Genomic DNA, 19444 nt, shown 5'->3' with positions numbered 1-19444 from the left:
TGGCATGCCCGACTCCGCACGCGCGACGGCCGCCCTCAGTGGCGCGGACGGTCCGAGCCACGAGGAGGTGCAGCAGCGGATCAGCTCCCTCTACGACCAGGCCGAGAACGCCGTGGGGTTCGTCAACGGGACCCGCGCGATGACCACGGGGAGCCGAAGCCGCGTCAACCCGGCGCCGGAAGCCGCGCGCAGGCGCCGCGACCCCGCCCTCGACGACATCACCAAGACCTGGTTCGACGCGGCGCGCAGGCAGCTGGGTCCGTCCGCGCCGGCCAGGCTGCCGGCCGACCGGATGCCGAATCGCCCGGCCGAGGCGCGGCCCACGGGCCCGGCGAAGCGGCCGGAGGACGGACTCGGCGACCGTGGGCGGGAGTTGACCGCCCGCCCCGTTCTCGAGTTGACCGCGGGCCCCTCCGCCGAGGCGACCGCCGGGCCCGTGGCCGAGTTGACGGCCAGGGCCGTCGCCGCGCTGCCGGCCGCGCCGCAACCCGCGCAGGAGGCCGCCACGGCCCTGCTGCCCGCGCTGCCCGCCGGGCCGGGGCAGTCCTCGTTGAAGACGTCCAAGGAGAAGATCCAGCGGAAACTGGCGCTGGCCCGTGAGCTGGTGTCCAAGCACGCCGCACAGTGGAACCCCGGGCCCGCGGCGATCGAGTCACGTCCGGCCGAGGGTGTCTGGCCCACCCCGGAGGATCAGGCTCGCCAGCAGGCCGCGCAGGAGTGGCAGCGACAGCAGTCGACCGCACTCGGCCCGGACATGTCCCTCGGCACCGGGATGCCTCTCGGTGCGGACATGTCCATGGGTACGGGAATGCCCCTCGGTGCGGACATGTCCCTCGGCACGGGAATGCCCCTGGCTACGGACATGTCCATGGGTGCGGGGATGCCCCTGGCCGCGGGCATGCTTCCCGGCGCGGACATGTCCCTCGGCGGAGGCCTACCGCCGGCCACGGACATGTCCATGGGTACGGGGATGCCCCTCGGTGCCGACATGTCCCTCGGCGCGGGAATGCCCCTGGCCGCGGATATGCCCGTAGGCACCGGCGCGGTCAACACGGCCGTCGGAGCGGTCGGCGCCGTGGAGTCGGCGTACGGCGGGAAGGCCGCCAAGGCCCTCGCCTTCGCCCGCGAGCAGATCGGCAAGCCGTGCGTCTGGGGCGCGACCGGACCGGACTCGTACGACTCCGCCAGCCTCGTCCAGGCCGCCTGGAGGGCCGCCGGGGTCGCACTCCCGCGCACCGTGCACGGGCAGGCGACCGCCGGTGCGGCGATTCCCCTGACCGACATCCAGTTCGGCGACCTGATCTTCTTCTACGACAACGTCAGCCACGTCGGCTTCTACACCGGCAACGGCATGATGATCCACGCCCCCAGCCCGGGTGCCTCGATACGCGAAGAGTCCCTCTTCTTCGCCGGACAGAACGCGATCCACGGCGCGCTGCGCCCGGCGTGACGGACGCCGCGACGTCTCCAGCACCTCAAAGCACATATAAGGGACCGCAAAGGCCAAAGCTCCGCAATACCGGATGTACGTGATCCACGCGGGCCTCGCCGCCCGGCTCGCCACCCGCGCTGACCATACTGTGAGGCCACGCCGCCTCCCATCGCAAAGTGACTCATGCCCAAGCCCTCCACCGCCCGCGCCACCGCCCCGGAAACCGTCTGGCTGGCCGGCGGGCACCACATCGGGCCCGCCCCGCAGGAGATCCTCAGGGAGAACCTGCGAAGGCTGAAGGCCGACGAGACGATCCACGACTTCCTGGAGGCAGAGAACCCCTCGGACTCCGAGGGACATGTCTTCGAGGCGCGCTGGCTGGTCGACGACGCCGTCACGGTTCGCGCACGGCTCACGACGGACGGACGCGAACACGCCGCCGAAGCAACCCGCTGGACGCTGGTGGCCGAGGCGGAGCGGCCCTGGAACCTCGCGTGGCCCTCTCCCGCGACCATGTTCTGGCCCGAGGGACACGAGGTCTCCTGGGACCACGACATCGTGGCCGGGCTCCACCTGCGGGACATCAACCCGCTGCCGCAGGAGGACAAGACACTGCGCCGCCTGCTCAAGGAGGCCGCGCAGCACAGCTGGAGCATCAACGTCGTCATCCACGAGGCGATGACCACCGACGAACGCGGTCGCCTCCCGCTGGCCCGGCTGCTCCCGCCCGGTCTGCGCCACCGCGTCGTGGAACACCGCGCCGCGCCCGAGCAGTTCCAGGCGGTCAACTGGGCGCTGTACGACCTGGGCGTACGGGTGCCGCGCGGCGGCGCCGTGATTCTGCCCGGTTCCCCCGCCCGGCCCGGGTACGACGAGCAGGACTGCACCGTACGCAGCGTGTTCCTCGACGGCTCGGAGCCGACGGAGCTCCTGGAGAAGGTCGTGCGGTACGCGGCGCTGCCCCGGCCGCTGCCGGAGGCGGCGCAGGACGCCCTCACCGGCCTCCGGGATGACTGGAAGCTGCTGACGCTGGAGGAGGCGCGGGCGTTGGTGGCTGTCTACGCCGAGGCACTCGACGCCATGACGAAGTCGCGCGACCAGTACCGCGAGGCGACCGAACTCGCGCATGCGGCACTGGCCGACCTCCGAGACCTCCGGACGACGGCGTCCGGTGCGCACGAGACGTCCGCCGGCCCGGAGGGCAATCCGCTGCACCAGCTGACGCGGACGTTCCAGCGGGTCGCGGGCACCGTACGAGCACGGCGCGCGGCCCGCGACGACGGCCCGGACCGGGGCACCGACCGGGCCACCGACACTGGAACAGGCACTGGCACCGGCACCGGCACCGGCACCGGCACGTCCGAGAACGGGCCCGGCAAGGGCGAGTGATCGCTACCGGAAGCCGGCGCCGGCCCGAGGCCACCCTCTGAAACCGGCGTGTCGCGGCGCGCCCGTTCGCGTCACGCACCTCGCCAGAGGTTGGCGAACGCCGCGTTCTCGATGGACCGGCGCTGGCGTACCGCTTCCAGTTCCATGACCGCGTCGTTGACGGCGGCCAGCACGGTCGTCACCGCGTCGTCGGTCACGACCGGTACGTCCGCGCCCTGCTCGGCGGGAATCCCGACGGCCGCCGCGAGGGAGACGAGGACGGGCTCGTCGGCGGCCCAACGGTGCAGGGCCCGGCGCCGGGCGGGCGAGTCGACCACGACCATCCGGACGGCTCCGAAAAGCAGTCGGCGTTGGCGTTCCCGGGTCAGCTGACCGTCCGCCTCGAGTGCGGCGAGATGAACCGCGGCCAGGCCGCGCCCCCTGCGCCACAGCCACTCCTCGACCGGCTCGTAGGGCACCTGACGTACGAGTGAGGACGCCGCCTCGGCCAGGAGGCGGTCCTCCGTCGTCGGCTCCGGGGCCGGCACGAGGCGGTCGCCGTCCAGGTGGACGGCGTCAACGGCGAGGAGGTCGATCACCTCGGCTCCGGCGAGGGCGAGGGAGAGGTCGCCCTGCCCCACGGGGCGGTCCGGGTCCACGTCCATGGCGGTGATCAAGAGGTCCCTGGCCGTGGTCATAGATGGCTCCCCCACACAGTCTCCGGAGGGGCAAGCCTACGATCTTCGGCGGGGAAAGCCTACGAACCTCCACCGCTCGGCGCGGGTGCTCGCGGGAGCGGAGCGGGGGCCCGTCGCTCCATGCGACGGGCCCCCAGCTCTGCGTAAACCGTCCGCCCCACGAGCGGCCGGGCATCAACCGCGGAAGATGTCCTTGGTCTTCTCCTTCGCCTGGCGCGCGTCACCCTTGGCCTTCTCCATACGCCCCTCGGCCGTCAACCGCTCGTTGCCCACGGCACGCCCCGTGGTCTCCTTGATCTTGCCCTTGGCCTGCTCGGCCTTGGCCTTGGCTTTCTGGTCGCGAGCCATGGAACTCACCTCTCGGTGCTCTCGACATCAGGTGCTCACTGACCCGTGTGACCCTGAGCAGATCCTGTAAACATGCCTGGTCCATGGAGCTACAGCCGTCGGAACACCGCTCCGGCCATGGCCGCCTCGCCCTTGGCGTTGGGGTGTGCGGGGGCGGCGGGTGAAGCGGGCTGCAGCGGCTCGATCCACCGGTCGGCGGGTGCCTTGCACATGTCGTGTCCGACGGTGGGTTTGTACGTGTCGACGTATTCGGCACGGCTGAACAGGGCCACCGTGCGCATCATCAGGTTGAGCCGCTTGCCGACGTCACGCAGGTAGGCGAAGTCCTTGGCGGCGAACGGGACGGACGGATAGCAGCCGCTGCCGTCGTCGGGCAGGAGGTCCGGGTAGCCGACCACGAGCACGCGGGCGTGCGGGGCCCTGTCGTGCACGGCGCGCAGCACCCGCGCGATCTTGGGAGCCGTCTCGATGATCTTCCGCGTCAGCTGGTCGAAACCCGAGGAGTTGTAGTACTGCTGACAGGGGTTGCCCGACGGGTCCTTGGAACTCAGCGCGGCGCAGGTGCCGATGATGGAACTGAAGCCGATGTCGTTGCCGCCTATCTGCACCGTCACCAGATCCGTGGAGCGCTCGACGGCGTTCAGCTGGGGTCCGTTGGTTCCCTGCGCCTTCCACATATGGTCGGTCGTCGCGCCGGCGCAGCTCACGTCCGTGAACGCTCTGGTCGGCCGCCGCGTCGAGACGAGCGAGGGGTAGTTCTGGTCGGAGCGGGCGCAGTTGGCGTCCACCTGACGAGGGATCAGGGGTCCGGAGGTGTACGAGTCGCCGAGCGCCACGTAGTCGACGCCCCGGTGGGAGTGCGGTCCGCTCGCGACGGCGGGAGACGCGGAGGCGACGCCGAGGAGCAGGACACCACAACCGAGGGCGGCTCCCAGCGCGGAGGCGTGCCGTCGTCTTCGGGTGGCGTCGTCCCGGACCACGTGATGGTTCATCATCTCTCCTCCGTCGACACTGACTCGGCGTTCCTTGCAGGCTCAACATCGCTTGTATACCGGCCGGTAGGTCGCTGGAGAAGAGATCTGTCACATATGCGGGAAACCCCGCCTCCCGAGCATCGGAGACGGGGTCTCGCAGCGCACCCGTCGCGGTTCGGCGAGGGGCGTCAGGTCATGTGTCGTCAGGCGATGGTTCCGCCGCCGTCGACGTACACGGTGGTGCCCGTGGCGTAGGCATTGCCGGTGACGAAGAGCACCGCCTGGGCGACGTCGGCCGCCTCCCCCACGCGACCCACGGGCAGGCGTTGCGCCGCCGCCTCGTACATCCGCTCGCGGGCGGTGACGTCCATCCCTCCCAGAGCGGGGTCCGCAGCAGCCCCGGCGAGACGGCGTTGACGCGCAGCGGCGCGTACTCCAGGGCCAGGCCACGCACGAGGGCCTCGAGGGCCGCGTTGATGGCGCTCCGCAGGGCGGAGGCCCGGCCCGGCCGCTGGGAGAGGTAGCCGGCGAGCAGGGTCAGCGATACGGGGGCCGGATCCGGACGGACCGGGCGATGCGGTACGCGCCCCGGAACTTGCTGTCCATGGCGGCGTACGCGTCGGTCAGCGGCAGGGCGTCGACCCGCCCCATGGGGGTCTCCCCCGCCGAGACGACGACGTGGTCGAACTCCCCGGCGGTGGCGGCGAACTTCTCCACCTCCTCCTCGGAACGGATGTCCAGGGTCTGCCCGTTCACCGCCCCGCCGCCGGACGCGGTGAGCCCGCCGAGCACCGCGAGGGCCGCGTCGAGCCGCTGCGGACTGCGCGAGGCGATGACGGTGTCGGCGCCCTGCGTGACGAACTCCCGGGCGGCGGCGAGGCCGACACCGGAGGTGCCGCCGACGACCAGGACGCGCTGGTCTGCGTATGCGCTCATGACTGGTTCTGCTCCTGTACGTGGAGGGGGTGGGGCCGGTCAGGCCGCGGAACGGCCGCTGTGGTCCTCGGACCGGGTCCGGGCGAAGCTCGGGCGGTCCAGCTCGGTGATCTGGACGGAGATGTCGCAGGCCGTCTCGCGCAAGGTCGCCTCGAAGGCGTCGGCGAGTACGGTCAGGGCGGCCTCGCTCACCGCCGTTCTGGCCTCCGGGGACTTGCCGCCGAACGTCCGCACGTCGAGGTTGACGAACGACTGCTCACGGGTGCCGTCGCCGATGAAGTACTGGTCCATGCGGACGGCACGGCTCTTGAAGTCCTGGATGCGGAAGCCTCCGACGGAGGCCAGTTCGGTGTGCAGCTTCCCGAAGAGGGCGGCCGGGTCTACGCGCTCCCGGACGTCGCCTGAGTATTCGAGCACGAGGTGAGGCATGGAACGGGGACTCCTTGGGGTAGGGCGACCGGGCGGCGGCCGTCAGCGCGCGTCGGCGGTCTTCAGAGCGGGCTCGGGCTCGGACCCGGCCTTGGATGCGGCGGCCGCCGGTGTCGTCGCGGTGGTCGCCTGCCGCCTGGGCAGGCCGACCGCGCTGAGCACCGCGCTGATCGCGAGGGCCACCACGGCGCAGAGCAGGGCCGCGCGCAGGCCGGACAGGAAGTGGTCGGAGGCGGCCTGGCCGACGAGCAGACCCATCACCGCGACCCCGATGAGGCCGCCCAGCTGACGCGAGGCGTTGAGGACGCCGGAGGCGATACCTGCGTTGGCCGGGTCCACGGAGCCGAGCATGGCGTTGGTCATGGAGGGGACGACCAGGCCGATGCCGAATCCGGCGACGCCGAACTGCGCGGTCATCTGCGCGTACGCCCCGGAGTCGACGACGGGGACCGTGGCCAGGTAGCCGAGGACGGCGAGGGTGTTGCCGGTGATCAGTACGGTCCGGGCGCCGTAGCGCTTGACCAGCGGACCGCACGACAGGTTCGCGATCATGATGGCGGCCGTCATCGGGAGGAACGCGAGTCCGGCGCCGATGGGCGAGTAGTCCCAGACCTGCTGGAAGAAGAGGCTGAAGACGAAGATCAGCCCGTAGAAGGCGAAGTTCAGCAGCACTCCGATGAGGGACGTGGAACTGAACGCCCGTCGGCCGAACAGGTGGAGGGGCAGCATCGGGTCGCCACTGCGGCGCTCCACCGCGAGGAAGCCGACCAGCGCGACCAGGAAGACGGCCAGGCAGGTCAGGACGGTGGCCGAGGACCAGCCCTGCGCGTTGGCCTCCACGATCGCTCCGGTGAACGCGCCCAGGCCGACGACGGCGAGCAGCTGACCGGGCAGGTCCAGCGAGCGGCGGACCGAGGCGCCCCGCGCGAGGGCGGGCCGGGCGTGGGCCCGCACGAGCACGATGCCGACGGCGGCGATGGGGACGTTGACGTAGAAGATCGAGCGCCAGCCGAGCGAGTCCACCAGCAGGCCGCCCACGACCGGGCCGAGCGCGAGGGCGAGTCCGCCGGCCGCGGCCCAGAGGCTCACGGCGCGGGTGCGTTCCGCCGGGTCGGGGAAGTTGGTGTTCACGATCGACAGCGAGGACGGCACGATCATCGCAGCCCCCACGCCCTGGACCACACGGGCGGTGATGAGGGCGACCAGCGAGGGGGCGGCGCCGCAGGCCAGGGACGTCACGGCGAACAGGGCGAAGCCCGCCATGAAGATCTGCTTGGGGTCGTACCGGTCACCCATGGCGCCGGCGGTCAGGAGGAAGGCCGCGAAGGTGAGCGTGTAGCCGTTGATCACCCACTCAAGACCGGACAGACTGCCGCCGAAGTCCGCGCCGAGCGCCTTGGTGGCGACGTTCACGACGCTGACGTCCAGGATGACGACCACGAAACCGAGGCAGGCCGCGAACAGCGTCAGTCCCGGCCGGGGCTTGTGGGGTTGGGTCTGAGGCACGGTTTTCCTTCCGTCGTGCCGGAGAGCGGTGGGGGGCCGGAGCCGGGCGATACGCAGCGGGCTCCGGTAGACTGTTCGTCTACAAGCGAACACTCCGAGTGTACGCAGATCATCGAACACTCTGCAATCCGTGTACGGCACGCCTCACGGACCAAGCGAGTCGGGACGGAGCAACCAGCCATGACGGCACAGAGCCGAGAGTCGACGGCACGCGGCGGGCGGGCGACCATGGAGAGCCGACAGCCGACGGCAGCCTCGAGTCACCGGACGCCACCGGTCCACACGCCCCCGGGCGACGTACCGCTGGAGGCGGCGCTGCTCGCCCTCGCCGACCCGGTCCGCCAGACCCTGGTACGGGAGTTGGCCGGGGCCGCCGACTGGGAACGGTCGTGCGGCAGCTTCGACGTGCCGGTCACCAAGGCGACCCTCAGCCGCCACTTCGCCGTACTGCGCGAGGCCGGCCTCCTGGAGCAGCGCGACGCCGGACCCAAGAGACTCAACCGGCTGCGCCGCACCGAGTTCGACGAGCGCTTCCCCGGTCTCCTCGCCCTGGTCCTGCGCACCGAGGAATCCGAAGACACCGGGGACACCGGGGACACCGGGGACACCGGGGACACCGGGGACAAGGCCTGAGCGCCTCATCGGGAAGCCCCCGCCGACAGGTCCCGGCGCGCCGCGGCGGGGCGTAGCGCGCGGTCGCGCAGTGCCTTCGCCATGGCGCGCACCGTGTCCGGGTCGGTGCTGGGGGTGCCGAAGGCGAGTGCCGTCGTGAACGCCCGGCCGAGGGTGCCGAGATGGAGGACGACCGCGTAGTTGGCACCCACGCGGTTGACCACCGTGCGATAGCCGGTGACCCGGGCGGTGTGCGGGCCGAGCGCCGGGTCGAAGACGCCGACGTTGGTGATGCAGATCCCGGCGGCCGACCGGGCGGCCGCGGTCTCCGCCACCGCCCGCCGGCCACCGCGCCGCCGCCCGCGGCGCTTCCTCCCGTCGAGCGGGCCCCGCTGCCGAAACCGGGGGCCGGCCGGTCGCACGCCTCCCGTCCGCCCGCGGAGCGCCTCTTCATCCACACCGCGACGACGCTCGGCACCACCGTCGACCGGGTGGATCCACGGCGGTCACTGCGCGACCTGGGCCTCGACTCGCTGATGGCGACCCAGCTCAGGCGCATCCTGCACCGGGAACTCGGGGTGGATCTCCCGACCAGCCGTCTGCTGGGCAACGAGAGCGCCGCCGCCATCGCGGCCGACCTCCGAGAGGAGACGGCGCCCGAGCCCCGGAGCCGCTGAGGCCTGTCCCGGCGACCAGGTCGCCTTCAGCCGGAGCGGTCGTACCGCGATGCACGCGGTACGACCGCTCCGGCGTTCAACGCGTCACGTACCGCACCTAGAACCGCAATGCATCAATGGACTACGGCATACCGATACGGTCGCCGTGGACCCGGTCTCTTGGCACGACGGTAGGGATGCCCGTCGTCGACTCCGAAGGTTCGCGGAGGCGTCCGGTCGGAGCCGAGAGAAAGAGAGAGCCGATGACGGTTGAGAATTCCCAGCCCGTACGTCCCCCCGGTCGGCGGGAACGGAGCAGGCAGCGCATGCACGACCGCCTGTACACGGCAGCTCTGGAGCTCTTCGCCGAGCAGGGGTACGAACGCACGACGATCGACCAGATCGCGGAACGCGCCGATGTCGCCCGGGGAACGTTCTTCAATCACATCCAGCGCAAGGAAGACGTCGTCACGACGTGGGCAAAGCAGCGCCAGGACAACCTGCGGGCCTTCATGGACAAGTCGCTCTCGCACAAGGACGACGACGCCACCGTCCAGTTGGAGCGGTGCATGGCCGCCCTGGCCGACTTCAACGAAGCGGAGCCGGACCTCACCCGGGTGATGCTGACCGCCTGGGTCAGGTCGGGCCAGCCCCTCCTCGAGGAGCCCGACTACGCGGGGCACGTCTTCACCCGGGTCATCACGATGGGGCAGACCCGCGGGGACATCGCCCGCGACATCGACCCGGTGGTGGCGGGCAACATGCTGCACGACGCCTACCTGAGCTTCTCTACCGCTGGACGCAGGCCGCCGACGGCAGGGCCCCCTGCACGTCGAACTGCGCGCCCTCCTGCGGATCGCGCTCACCGGCGTCCTCTCCTGGACCCGCACCTCGAACGCGCCCCTCCGGGACCGCTGACGGCACCGGCCGCAACGAGCGAACCCCGCCTCCGGAGTACCGGAGGCGGGGTTCTGTGGAGCGCCGGGCAGGCCTTGCACCTGCATCTCCCCACAGGAAGCGGGGCGTCTTTCCTTGGACCACCAACGCGAGGCCTGCCACCGAGACTTCCGGCGGTCTGCTCAAGATCAATCATAGCGCATTCCCAGCCGCCGACGGCGCACGCGTCAGGCGGCCGACGGTCGGGCGTACTGGAGAAGATGGTCGGCGAGCAGGTGCAGAACCGCCTGGCTGTGGTCGCTGTTGCGGTCGACGAGCCAGGTCATGTTCAGGCCGTCGATCACCGAGTGCACGTACCGCGCGAGGATCGGCACGGGCTGCGTCCACTCGATCCCGGCGTTATCAGCGGCCAGTTCGAGCAGGGAGGCGAAGGCGGCCAGGAAGATCTCGTACTGCCTCCTGGCGATGTTCTCGAAGCCGGGGTTGCGCAGCGCGTACTGGGTGAGCTCGTAACTGATCTGGTGCTCGCCGGGGTTGGCCTCGAACCCCTTCCAGAACGCGTGCAGGCTGTCGAGGACGCTGTCGCGGATATCCCTGTGCGGCGCGAACAGGCCCCGGACCTCGGCGACGTAGCGCTCGGTGAGGGTCTCGGTGACGCGTTCGAGGAGCTGCGCCCTGGAGTCGAAGCAGTAGTGGAAGGCCCCGAGGGTCATACCGGCCTCGTTGACGATCGCACGGGTGGTGGCCTTGGCCACGCCGTCACGCGTCATGACCCGGATCGCGGCCTCGAGGAGCTCGGCCCTCCGGTCGCTCGCCGCCATACGGGACACACGATCTCCCCTCTTCACCTGCGGGTTCGTCCGCCAGGATAGCCAGACCCACGGGCCGCGCGTCGGCTCGGAGCGTGGATCCGCCAAGAAGTAAGTCAAGCGTCCAAGACTCTTGACTTACTTCCGCGCGGTGGGCGACCGTAGCGGAACCCGACGCCTGGCACGAGCCCCCTCAGGAGGCGGAAGTGCGACCGCAAGCCACTGTCGTTCTGGACGGATTCGGCACGCTGGAGTCCCTGCGCTGGCACGACGGCGCGCTGTGGTTCTGCGACTTCGCCCACGGGACGGTGCACCGCTGGGACACCCTCGGAAAGCCTGAGACCGTGGTGGAGGTCCCCGGCCGGGCCGGTGGCCTCGGCTGGCTGCCCGACGGGCGGATGCTGGTCGTCTCGATGGACGGACGCCGCGTCCACCGTCAGGAACCGGACGGCTCCCTGGTCGTGCACGCGGACCTCGGGGACATCGCCGGCGGCCCGGTCAACGACATGCTCGTCGACGGGCAGGGCCGTGCCTACGTGGGCAATTTCGGCTTCGACTACCACGGCTTCGTCCGACAGCGGCCCAACGCGATGCTCTACGCACCGCCGGGCCCGCCCGGGGCCCCGCTCGCCTGCCTGTCACCGGAGGGCGAACTGCTGGGCCTGAGCGAGCCGTTGGTGTTCCCCAACGGCTGCTTCCTCATCGACGAGGGGCGGACCCTGCTGGTCGCCGAGACACTGGCGATGCGGCTCACCGCACTGCCCGTGCTGCCGGACGGACGGCTCGGCCCGCCACGCCCCTGGGCCCCGCTGGTCCCGGCCTGGCTGTGGAAGTCCCTCAACCGTCCCGGATTGCGTGGCCGCATCACCCGGCGGGTCTCGTCCCTGCTGGACCACCAGGCGATCGCCGACCGCTCCGACACCCCCATCGCCCCGGACGGCATCGCACCGGGCAAGGACGGCACGGCCTGGGTCGCCAACGCGCTGCGCGGCGAGTGCGTCCGGGTCGGCCCCGGCGGCACGATCCTGGAGCGCGTCGCCACCAGCCAACGCACGCTCAGCTGCCTGGTCGCGGGCCCGCGCGGCGACACCCTGTACGCCGCAACCGTCCCCACCGACGACCCGGAGCGCGCGGCACAGCTGGGCGGCGGACGGCTGGAGGCGTACGTCCTGCCGTCGTGACCGCGGACGCACGGGCCTTCCCCGACAGCCGGCCCGCTCCTCCGCTCGCGGACACGCGCGCTCCGTCCACGGGGCCATCCCCCGTCCGTCTCCTGGGAGTTCACATGCACGGACATCGAACGGGCGACGGCGCCCACGACACTTCGTACGGCGCCCACGACGGCACCTCGTACGGCAGCGGCGGCACATGCCAGGGGAGGCCGCGATGAGCGTGGTCCTGGTGACCGGCGCGGCCAGTGGCATCGGCGCCGCCACCGCGCGCGAGGCGGTGCGCCGCGGCCATCGGGTCGCCCTCGCCGACATCGACCTGGCCGGTGCCACCCGCCTCGCCGACCGACTCGGCCCCGCCGCCTGCGCGATCCCCCTCGACATCCGCGACCAGGACGCCTGGGAGGAGGCCTTCGACGCCGTCGCGGCCCGGCTCGGCCCCGTCGAGGTTCTCGTCAACAACGCCGGAATCATCCACACCGGATACGCACGCCAGTTGTCCCTGGAACAGCACCGCCACATGATCGAGGTCAACCTGCTCGGCCCGATGACCGGGACGCTGACCGCGCTGCCCCGGATGCGCGCCCAGGGGCGCGGGCACATCATCACCGTCTGCAGCATGAGCTCGTTCCTGCCGCTGTCCGGTTACACCACCTACGGCGCGACCAAGCACGGGCTGCGTGCCTTCCACCACAGCGTGGCGATCGAGGAACGCGGCGGACCGGTGACGTTCAGCATCGTCCACCCGCCCGGCACCCGGACGCCGATGCTGGAGCAGGAGATGGCCGACCCCAGCGCGGTGATCACCTTCGCCGAGAAGCCGCTCACCCCCGAGAAGGTCGCCTCGGTCATCGTCGACGCGATCGTGAAGAAGCCGGTCGAAGTCGTCCACCCCGCCGTAGGCGGACGCGTCCAGCGGGTCGCCGGGGTGTTCCCCCGGCTGATGCGCTTCGTGATCCCCAGGGTGGCGGCCATGGCGGAACGCCGCAGTAGGAGCATCGCCCCGGCCACGGCCGTGGTGCGCGAGCGAGGAGACAGCCGATGACCACCGACACCGCCACCACCCCGGCCCGGTCCGCCCCCGCGGAACAGGGGCACTTCGACCGGTTGCGGGCGGCGACCGCGGGCCTGGAGCCGCCGTTCGGCGTCATCGATCTGGACGCCTTCGACGCCAACGCCGTCGACCTCGAACGCCGCGCGGGCGGCAAGCCGATACGGCTCGCGAGCAAGTCGCTGCGCTCGCGCGCCCTCATCCGCCGGGCTCTCGCCCGCCCCGGGTTCCAGGGCGTCCTCGGCTTCACGCTGCCCGAAGCCCTGTGGCTGGCCGAGGAGTTCGAGGACGTCGTCGTCGGCTACCCCACCACCGACGCCACCGCGCTGCGCCGGCTGGCCGCCGACGAACGGCTCGCCTCCCGGATCACCCTGATGGTGGACTCCGTCGAGCACCTCGACCTCGTGGACGCCGCGACCGGACCCCGGCAGACCCGCGTCCGCGTCTGCCTGGAGCTGGACGCCGCCCTGCGACTGGCGGGCGGCCGTCTCCACCTCGGGCCGCGCAGGTCCCCGGTGCACACTCCGCGGGACGCGGCCGCCTTCGCCCGTGAGGTCGCGGCCCGTCCGGGCTTCGAACTGACCGGGATCATGGGATACGAGGGCCAGGTCGCCGGCCTCGGCGACAACCAGCCCGGTTCCCTGCTCAAGCGGGCCGTCGTGCGCGCGATGCAGCGTTCCTCCGTCGAGGAACTGCGCCATCGACGGGAGGCCGCGGTCGCCGCCGTACGTGCCGTCACCCCACTGCGGTTCGTCAACGGCGGCGGCACCGGCAGCCTGGAGACCACCACGCGGGAGGACGCCGTGACCGAACTCGCGGCGGGCTCCGGCCTGTACGGTCCCGGGCTCTTCGACTTCTACCGGTCCTTCCGGCCGGTCCCCGCCGCGTACTTCGTGCTGCCCGTCGTACGCCGCCCCTCCGCGAAGATCGCGACACTCCTGGGCGGCGGATGGATCGCGTCAGGGCCGCCCGGCAAGGACCGGCTGCCCACCCTGGCCTGGCCCCCCGGCCTGCGCGTCACCGCGACCGAAGCCGCGGGCGAGGTCCAGACCCCGCTGCTCGGCAAGCCCGCGCAGGTCCTGCGCATCGGAGACCGGGTGTGGCTGCGGCATGCGAAGGCCGGTGAACTGTGCGAGCGGGTCGGGGAACTCCACCTGGTCAGCGGCGGCGAGGTGGTCGACACCGTACCGACGTACCGGGGCGAGGGCCGGCACTTCCTGTGACGGCCCGTCCTCCGGGCAAGGTGACACCATGACCCGCATCACCGACCGAACCGTCCTGATCGTCGGTGGCTCCTCGGGCATCGGCGCGGAGGTGGCACGCCTTCTCGCGCCCAACGGAAACCGGCTGGTCATCACGGCGCGGCGCGCCCCCGAACTCGCCTCCGTGGCCAAGGAGATCCGAGCCGCGGGCAGCGCCTGCCTGGACATCGCCGCCGACGCCCTGGACCCGGGGGCGGCCTCCGCCGTGGTGGCCGCGTGCGTCGCGGAGTACGGATCCGTCGACATCGCGCTCCTCAACGCCGGCCAGGGACCGGACATGTCCATGGACCAGGTCACCGTGGCCGACATCGCACGGATCACGGCCCTGAACTACGACGTCGTCGTCCACTGCCTCGTCCCGCTGATCGCACAGATGAAGATCCAGCGCGCCGGAGGCCTGATCGCCCACACCAACTCGCTGGCCGGCCTGATGGGCATCCCCCGCCAGGGCCCCTACTCCGCCGCGAAGGCCGCTGCCCGCACCCTCATCGACACCGCACGCGTCGAACTCGCACCCCACGGCATCCGGTTCACCAGCATCCACCCCGGCTTCGTCGCAACCGACCGCGTCGGCGCCGACGGTCTCCCCAAGCCCTTCCAAGTCAGCCAGAACCGCGCGGCACGACACGTCGTACGCGCCCTGGAAAGAGAGCCGGCACAGGCGTACTTCCCCTGGACCACGACAACCCTGGTCCGCACCCTGCGCGCCCTCCCCACACCGCTCTCCGCCCTGATACTGCGAAAACTGGCCTCGCGCTAGGAGTGGGAGTGGCTTCAGGGTTCGATGACCAAGCGTTCCACGAGGTCGCCGCGGAGCGTGAACCGGTAGCGCAGGTCGACGGTTCCGCCGGGGAAGTCGCCTTCGAGGTGCTGCGTGGCGGTGTAGTGGCTCGCGTCGGTGCGCTCGGCCCCGGTGAGATCGATGGTGTACGTGAACTCGGTCGCCGACCGGTTCAGCCACCGCTCGATGACGGCGGTGCCCTGGTAGGTGTTGCCGTCGTCGATCACCGTGGCGTCCTGGGTGAACGTGGCGAGCGCCACGGCGGTGTCGTGGGCGCGGTGCGCCGTGAGGTAGCGGGTGATCACCTCGGGCAGGGTGTCCGGAGCGATGGCTCGGGGCTGGTCGTGCTGCATGGCGGGCCTCTCGGTGGTGGCGTCTTTCAGATGCTGTCGGTGAGGGCGGTTCACACCGTGCGGGTGGTGCCGCCGTCGATGACGTGCTCGGCGCCGACGATGGCCGAGGCACGGTCGGAGACCAGGAAGGCGACGAGTTCGGCCACTTCCTCGGGTCGGTTGGGGCGGCCGAGGGGGATGCCGCCGAGGGAGTCCATGAGCCGGGCCAGTGCCGCGTCCTGGGTGATGCCGGCGTCGTGGGCGATCCTGGCGACGAGGTTGTCGGCGGCGGTGGTCTGGACGAAGCCGGGCGAGACGGTGTTGACGCGGATGCCGTGCGAGGCGACCTCGTTGGCGAGGCCCTTGCTGTAGGTGGTCAGGGCGGCCTTGGCGGCGGCGTAGGCGAGGGTTCCGTTCCACAGCGGCATGCGGCGCTGGATCGATGTGACGTGCACGATGGCGCCCTTTCCGGCCGCGATCATGCCGGGCAGCAGTCCGCGGTCCAGGCGGACGGCGGCCAGCAGGTTGATGTTCAGTTCCCTGGCCCAGTCGTCCTCGCCGAGTGCCGCGAAGCCCCCGGCGGGCGCCTCGGAGCCGCCGAGGGTGTTGACCAGGATGTCGACACCTCCGAGCCGGGCCTCCACCTCACCGACCACTCGTGCGGCGCCGTCGGCCGTGGACAGGTCGGCGGCGATGAACGTCTTCTCCTCGACCTCGTCGGGACGGCTGCGGGCGGTGACGAGTACCGTCGCCCCGGCCTGGGCGAGGCGCCGGGCGATGGCGGCTCCGCTGCCTTGGGTGCCGCCGGTGACCAGGGCCCGACGGCCCTCGAGGGATTCGCCGGGGTGGGTGACCATGGTGTGCTCCGTTCCCGGGTGCGGACATGCCGAACACCGCCGCCCCGTTACTGCTAAAATAGAAGCTAGTAACTTCGACTTTAGCAGTAACTGAGGGGATGGTCGCCGTGGCGAGCCGGATCAGGCTGGAGGACCGTGAGTGCCCGCTGTCCACGACGGTGGAACACGTGGGCGAGTGGTGGACGCTGCTGATCCTCCACGACGCCTTCGACGGTTACACCCGCTTCGACCAGTTCCAGGAGAACCTGGGAATCTCCTCCAGCATGCTCACGGCCCGGCTCAAGAGCCTTGTCGCGGACGGACTGCTGGAGCGTCGGCCGTACCAGACCAACCCCGTGCGCCACGAGTACGTCCTGACGGAGCTCGGTCGCTCGCTGCGCCCGGTGATAGTCGCCCTGGCCGCCTGGGGCAACTCCCGGCTGGCGCCCCAGGACCGCAGCATGATCCTCGTCGACGCGGGCAGCGGCGAGGAGGTCGAGCCCGTCGTCGTCGATGCCAGGACCGGCCGCCGGCTCGACGACAGCGACGCCTTCGTCTTCACGGCGGGCCCGGCGGCGAGCCCCGCCATGCGCGACCGCTACCCGAACGGGTCGAAGACGCAGAGGTGAGCGGCCCCGAGCGCGGAGCACCGCCCCCGCGACCGCTCAGCCGGGCGGAAGGGGGTGACGGCCGGGCGGCGGCGCGTCCCGCGGGGGCAGCTCGCGTCCCAGGCGGGCGAGTGGGGACAGGGCCATCAGCGCCGGGGACAGCATCATCGCGGCGGCCGTCACCAGGAGGCTGGTGCGCAGCCCCCACGCCCCCGCGAGAAAGCCGCCGAGCAGTGAGCCGAGCGGGGCGGCCCCCATACCGACGAACGTGATCGTCGCGGCCACGCGGGCTTGCATCCCGTCCGGCGTGACGGCCTGCCGCACGGCCATGACCGTGACGTTCACCAGTTGGCCGAAGGTCCCGAACACGAAGTTGACCGCGACGAGCGAGGGGATCGTCACCGTGGAGGGGCCGCTCAGCGCGGGCACGCACAGCAGCACGCCGTCGCCGAGCGCCGCCGCCGACACGAGCACCACGCCGTGACCGAACCGGCCCGGGAGCCGGGCGGCCAGCACAGAACCCAGGAGCGCGCCCGGCCCCGTGGCGGCGAGTGTCAGCCCCACGACGCCGCCCGACAGGTGCAAGTCCCGTGGCAGGAAGAGCAGATAGCCGGTCATCATCGCCGCGAAGGAGAACTGGAAGGCGGCCGAGGCCAGGCCCACGGTTCGCAGCGAGGTGTCCCCGGCGACGAAGCGCAGGCCCTCGTGGATCCGGCGCCAGACCCGAGGGGTCCGTCCCGACCGCTCGGGGACCGGTTCGCGGCGCCGGATCCGCCGGATCGCATGGAACGATCCCGCGAAGGACAGGGCGCAGGACGCGGCGGCGATCGGCGCCGACAGAAGGGACACGAGCGCGCCGCCCAGGGCGGGGCCGACGATCTGCGCCGCCGAACGGCTGCCCTCGATCGCGCTGGTGGCCCACGTCAACCGGTCGCGTTCCACCAGTCGTACGAGAGAGGCCTGGTACGCCACGTCGAAGAACACCGACAGGACCCCGACCGCGAAGGCGACCACGAGCAGTGCCGGCGGGCCGAGCCCGCCGAGGAGTCCGGCCAGGGCGGCGCCGCCCAGCGCCAGGGCCCGGCCGAGGTCCGCCAGCACCATCACCGTGCGGGTCCGCCATCGGTCCACCCACGCGCCGACGAGGAGCGCGAGCAGCAGGGTCGGCGCCTGCCCCACCGCGCGCAGGACGCCCAAGCGGCCGGCGTCGGCGTCAAGTGTGAGAACCGCGATCAGCGGAAGGACCACCAGGCTCGTGTGTTCGCCGAGTTGGGAGGCCGTCTGTCCCACCCACAGCCGACGGAAGTCGGCGTCGCGCCGGAGGTCCGGCGGAACAGGACGCCCCGAGCCGGACGCGGAGGATGGTAAGGAGGAAGACGAAGACGACGAGGGGGACGGACAGGAGGAAGGGTCCAGCACAGGAAAACCCCTTGGGTCGCGCAAGACAGAGCCCGCCACCCGGCGCACGACGAGGACGCCGACGGTTCAGGTGGGGGAAGGCTCGCTGTGCCGCGCATCAAGGGCAGCACGCGATGACGGGCCGCTCAGGGCCTACGACGTCAACGCGCGCTCGGACGACCGGGCATGTCTCGACTCCTCAGGGATCACACTCGCTGCCCGCACCCTACCCTTCGACCGATCGGCACGAAAGGGGATTACCTACGCGGCAGTTGAGGTGTTCAGGTCCTGGTTGACGGCGCGGGCGGCGCCCTCGACGGTCGCGACGCCGTCGGCCATCGTGCGGTTGTCCTGGGAGAGCACGACCATTCCGTAGTCGTGGCCGCCACCGGTGAACACACCGACGCTGTGCACCCGCCAGCCGTGGGTGTCGCGCGGCAGCCAGCCGTTCTTGACCTGGACGGTCGCCGTCGCGGGGGCCCCGGCGGGCGTTCCCCAACGCTGCTCGGGGACGACCCGGTTCATGAGCCGGAGGGCGTAGGTACGCGTGTCCCGGTCGAGGACGGAGTTGTCCGAGGTGAGCAGCCGGAGCAGCTTCAGCTGGTCCCCGGCCGTGACCTGGGTGTGCCCCCAGTAGCCCTTGGGCCCGGGGACGGTGTCCCGCATCCCGGCCAGGGTCAGGAAGTGCTGGATGCCGGTGTGGCCGATCTGGTGCCACAGGGCGTTCGTCGCGTCGTTGTCCGACTTGGTGATCATGGCGGTGGTCAGTTCCACCTCGTGAGCGGTCAGGGCCCGGTGCTGCTCCATGGTCTGGCGCAGCAGCGCCCCCAATATCGTGACCTTGACCACGCTCGCCGAGTCGAAGGCGGTGTCGGCCCGGAAGCCGCACGAGGTCCCCGTGGTGCGGTCGTACAGCGCGAGCGCCGCGGCTTGCTCCCGCCCGTGCAGGGCACCCGCGATGTCCTTGGACAGCCGAGCGGCGAGCCCTGGCCGCTGCGAGGTGCACGTCACCTGGGAGCCGCCGACGGCGGCGGTGGCTTCGGAGGTGGCGTCGGCGGTGCTCGCCTGGGCCGGGGTGGCGGCGAAGAGCGCCGCGAGCACCGACCCGGCGGCCGCGGTCGCGGCCAGTCCACTCCGCGCGCGGCGCAGTGCGTGCATGTCCGGCATGAAGATTCCCTGCTCTGTGTCGGCGGTCACATCGGGGGCCCGTGCGCGGGCCCATCCCGATTCCCGAATGACGGCGACGCTACAGGGACGGAAGAGACCCCAGTGCGCAGTAAATAGTCTTATGTCCGAATTGAGAGGTTTTTGGCCGTGTGACATTCATCAACCCATTCATCCC

The 19444-nt window shown here is 71.3% G+C and carries 22 protein-coding genes and 2 pseudogenes; 10 read left to right on the top strand and 14 right to left on the bottom strand.

Annotated elements, in window-relative coordinates; genetic code table 11:
• Nucleotides 1–4 precede the first annotated feature (4 nt).
• Both ACZ7M3_RS01495 and ACZ7M3_RS01490 read left to right on the top strand, forming a co-directional pair.
• Complete coding sequence (locus ACZ7M3_RS01495) at nt 5–1450, top strand: C40 family peptidase (RefSeq protein WP_472059916.1); 1446 nt, start codon at nt 5–7, stop codon at nt 1448–1450.
• A 165-nt stretch (nt 1451–1615) separates the two neighbouring features.
• Complete coding sequence (locus ACZ7M3_RS01490) at nt 1616–2821, top strand: hypothetical protein (protein ID WP_472059915.1); 1206 nt, start codon at nt 1616–1618, stop codon at nt 2819–2821.
• Nucleotides 2822–2892: 71 nt separating this feature from the next.
• Here the strand turns inward: ACZ7M3_RS01490 and ACZ7M3_RS01485 are convergent, their stop codons facing one another.
• The 8 genes and pseudogenes from ACZ7M3_RS01485 to ACZ7M3_RS01450 all read right to left on the bottom strand — a co-directional run bounded on the left by ACZ7M3_RS01485 (nt 2893) and on the right by ACZ7M3_RS01450 (nt 7691).
• Nucleotides 2893–3498 (bottom strand): GOLPH3/VPS74 family protein, encoded by a 606-nt coding sequence (locus tag ACZ7M3_RS01485; RefSeq protein ID WP_472059914.1) that lies wholly within the window; start codon nt 3496–3498, stop codon nt 2893–2895.
• A 174-nt stretch (nt 3499–3672) separates the two neighbouring features.
• Entirely contained in the window at nt 3673–3846 is a 174-nt protein-coding gene (locus tag ACZ7M3_RS01480) for a CsbD family protein (protein ID WP_472059913.1), read from the bottom strand.
• An 89-nt stretch (nt 3847–3935) separates the two neighbouring features.
• Nucleotides 3936–4838, bottom strand: coding sequence for an SGNH/GDSL hydrolase family protein (locus tag ACZ7M3_RS01475; protein WP_472060983.1), 903 nt, complete (start codon nt 4836–4838; stop codon nt 3936–3938).
• Between the two features lie 185 nt (nt 4839–5023).
• Nucleotides 5024–5191 carry an SDR family oxidoreductase gene (locus tag ACZ7M3_RS01470; RefSeq protein WP_472059912.1) on the bottom strand — a complete coding sequence of 56 codons (168 nt, stop codon included), beginning with the start codon at nt 5189–5191 and terminating at the stop codon, nt 5024–5026.
• 59 nt (nt 5192–5250) lie between these two features.
• A pseudogene (locus ACZ7M3_RS01465) lies at nt 5251–5355 on the bottom strand (hypothetical protein); the annotation flags it as partial.
• 2 nt (nt 5356–5357) lie between these two features.
• Nucleotides 5358–5756 (bottom strand): SDR family NAD(P)-dependent oxidoreductase, encoded by a 399-nt coding sequence (locus ACZ7M3_RS01460; RefSeq protein ID WP_472059911.1) that lies wholly within the window; start codon nt 5754–5756, stop codon nt 5358–5360.
• A gap of 39 nt (nt 5757–5795) precedes the next feature.
• Nucleotides 5796–6185: a 5-carboxymethyl-2-hydroxymuconate Delta-isomerase gene (locus ACZ7M3_RS01455; protein ID WP_472059910.1), complete on the bottom strand. Its 390-nt coding sequence runs from the start codon at nt 6183–6185 to the stop codon at nt 5796–5798.
• A gap of 42 nt (nt 6186–6227) precedes the next feature.
• On the bottom strand, nt 6228–7691 hold the full coding sequence (locus ACZ7M3_RS01450; RefSeq protein ID WP_472059909.1) for an MFS transporter: 1464 nt from the start codon (nt 7689–7691) through the stop codon (nt 6228–6230).
• A 228-nt stretch (nt 7692–7919) separates the two neighbouring features.
• On the opposite strand from ACZ7M3_RS01450, the gene ACZ7M3_RS01445 reads away from it, so the two are divergent.
• A complete protein-coding gene (locus tag ACZ7M3_RS01445) occupies nt 7920–8324 on the top strand; it encodes an ArsR/SmtB family transcription factor (RefSeq protein WP_472060981.1) in 405 nt (134 codons plus the stop codon).
• Nucleotides 8325–8329: 5 nt separating this feature from the next.
• Here ACZ7M3_RS01445 and ACZ7M3_RS01440 read toward each other — a convergent pair whose 3' ends face one another.
• Nucleotides 8330–8638, bottom strand: coding sequence for a hypothetical protein (locus ACZ7M3_RS01440; protein WP_472061051.1), 309 nt, complete (start codon nt 8636–8638; stop codon nt 8330–8332).
• On the opposite strand from ACZ7M3_RS01440, the gene ACZ7M3_RS01435 reads away from it, so the two are divergent.
• Both ACZ7M3_RS01435 and ACZ7M3_RS01430 read left to right on the top strand, forming a co-directional pair.
• Nucleotides 8555–8980 carry an acyl carrier protein gene (locus ACZ7M3_RS01435; protein ID WP_472059908.1) on the top strand — a complete coding sequence of 142 codons (426 nt, stop codon included), beginning with the start codon at nt 8555–8557 and terminating at the stop codon, nt 8978–8980. The genes ACZ7M3_RS01440 and ACZ7M3_RS01435 overlap by 84 nt on opposite strands.
• A gap of 116 nt (nt 8981–9096) precedes the next feature.
• A pseudogene (locus ACZ7M3_RS01430) lies at nt 9097–9366 on the top strand (TetR/AcrR family transcriptional regulator); the annotation flags it as partial.
• A gap of 717 nt (nt 9367–10083) precedes the next feature.
• On the opposite strand, the gene ACZ7M3_RS01425 reads toward ACZ7M3_RS01430, so the two are convergent.
• Nucleotides 10084–10677 (bottom strand): TetR/AcrR family transcriptional regulator, encoded by a 594-nt coding sequence (locus ACZ7M3_RS01425; RefSeq protein ID WP_054228878.1) that lies wholly within the window; start codon nt 10675–10677, stop codon nt 10084–10086.
• A 194-nt stretch (nt 10678–10871) separates the two neighbouring features.
• On the opposite strand from ACZ7M3_RS01425, the gene ACZ7M3_RS01420 reads away from it, so the two are divergent.
• From ACZ7M3_RS01420 to ACZ7M3_RS01405, 4 genes are all read left to right on the top strand, one after another.
• Entirely contained in the window at nt 10872–11846 is a 975-nt protein-coding gene (locus ACZ7M3_RS01420) for an SMP-30/gluconolactonase/LRE family protein (RefSeq protein ID WP_472059907.1), read from the top strand.
• Between the two features lie 205 nt (nt 11847–12051).
• Nucleotides 12052–12879 (top strand): SDR family NAD(P)-dependent oxidoreductase, encoded by an 828-nt coding sequence (locus ACZ7M3_RS01415; RefSeq protein WP_472059906.1) that lies wholly within the window; start codon nt 12052–12054, stop codon nt 12877–12879.
• Nucleotides 12876–14108 (top strand): amino acid deaminase/aldolase, encoded by a 1233-nt coding sequence (locus ACZ7M3_RS01410; RefSeq protein ID WP_472059905.1) that lies wholly within the window; start codon nt 12876–12878, stop codon nt 14106–14108. Before ACZ7M3_RS01415 ends, ACZ7M3_RS01410 begins: the two co-directional genes overlap by 4 nt.
• Before the next feature lie 28 nt (nt 14109–14136).
• Nucleotides 14137–14907 carry an SDR family NAD(P)-dependent oxidoreductase gene (locus tag ACZ7M3_RS01405; protein WP_472059904.1) on the top strand — a complete coding sequence of 257 codons (771 nt, stop codon included), beginning with the start codon at nt 14137–14139 and terminating at the stop codon, nt 14905–14907.
• A 14-nt stretch (nt 14908–14921) separates the two neighbouring features.
• Here ACZ7M3_RS01405 and ACZ7M3_RS01400 read toward each other — a convergent pair whose 3' ends face one another.
• Together ACZ7M3_RS01400 and ACZ7M3_RS01395 are read right to left on the bottom strand one after the other, a co-directional pair.
• A complete protein-coding gene (locus tag ACZ7M3_RS01400) occupies nt 14922–15281 on the bottom strand; it encodes a nuclear transport factor 2 family protein (RefSeq protein ID WP_472059903.1) in 360 nt (119 codons plus the stop codon).
• Nucleotides 15282–15331: 50 nt separating this feature from the next.
• Nucleotides 15332–16117 carry an SDR family oxidoreductase gene (locus ACZ7M3_RS01395; protein ID WP_472059902.1) on the bottom strand — a complete coding sequence of 262 codons (786 nt, stop codon included), beginning with the start codon at nt 16115–16117 and terminating at the stop codon, nt 15332–15334.
• A gap of 98 nt (nt 16118–16215) precedes the next feature.
• Between ACZ7M3_RS01395 and ACZ7M3_RS01390 the strand changes: the two genes are divergently transcribed.
• Nucleotides 16216–16725 carry a winged helix-turn-helix transcriptional regulator gene (locus tag ACZ7M3_RS01390; RefSeq protein WP_452972756.1) on the top strand — a complete coding sequence of 170 codons (510 nt, stop codon included), beginning with the start codon at nt 16216–16218 and terminating at the stop codon, nt 16723–16725.
• Nucleotides 16726–16761: 36 nt separating this feature from the next.
• On the opposite strand, the gene ACZ7M3_RS01385 is transcribed toward ACZ7M3_RS01390, so the two are convergent.
• Both ACZ7M3_RS01385 and ACZ7M3_RS01380 read right to left on the bottom strand, forming a co-directional pair.
• On the bottom strand, nt 16762–18120 hold the full coding sequence (locus ACZ7M3_RS01385) for an MFS transporter (protein WP_472060980.1): 1359 nt from the start codon (nt 18118–18120) through the stop codon (nt 16762–16764).
• A gap of 243 nt (nt 18121–18363) precedes the next feature.
• Nucleotides 18364–19269 (bottom strand): serine hydrolase, encoded by a 906-nt coding sequence (locus ACZ7M3_RS01380; protein WP_472059901.1) that lies wholly within the window; start codon nt 19267–19269, stop codon nt 18364–18366.
• Nucleotides 19270–19444: the final 175 nt, after the last annotated feature.

The sequence above is a fragment of the Streptomyces sp. NPDC111656 genome (assembly GCF_055656965.1).
The sequence above is the reverse complement of the archived record's forward strand: the minus strand, read 5'-3'. Positions and strand labels throughout refer to the sequence as shown.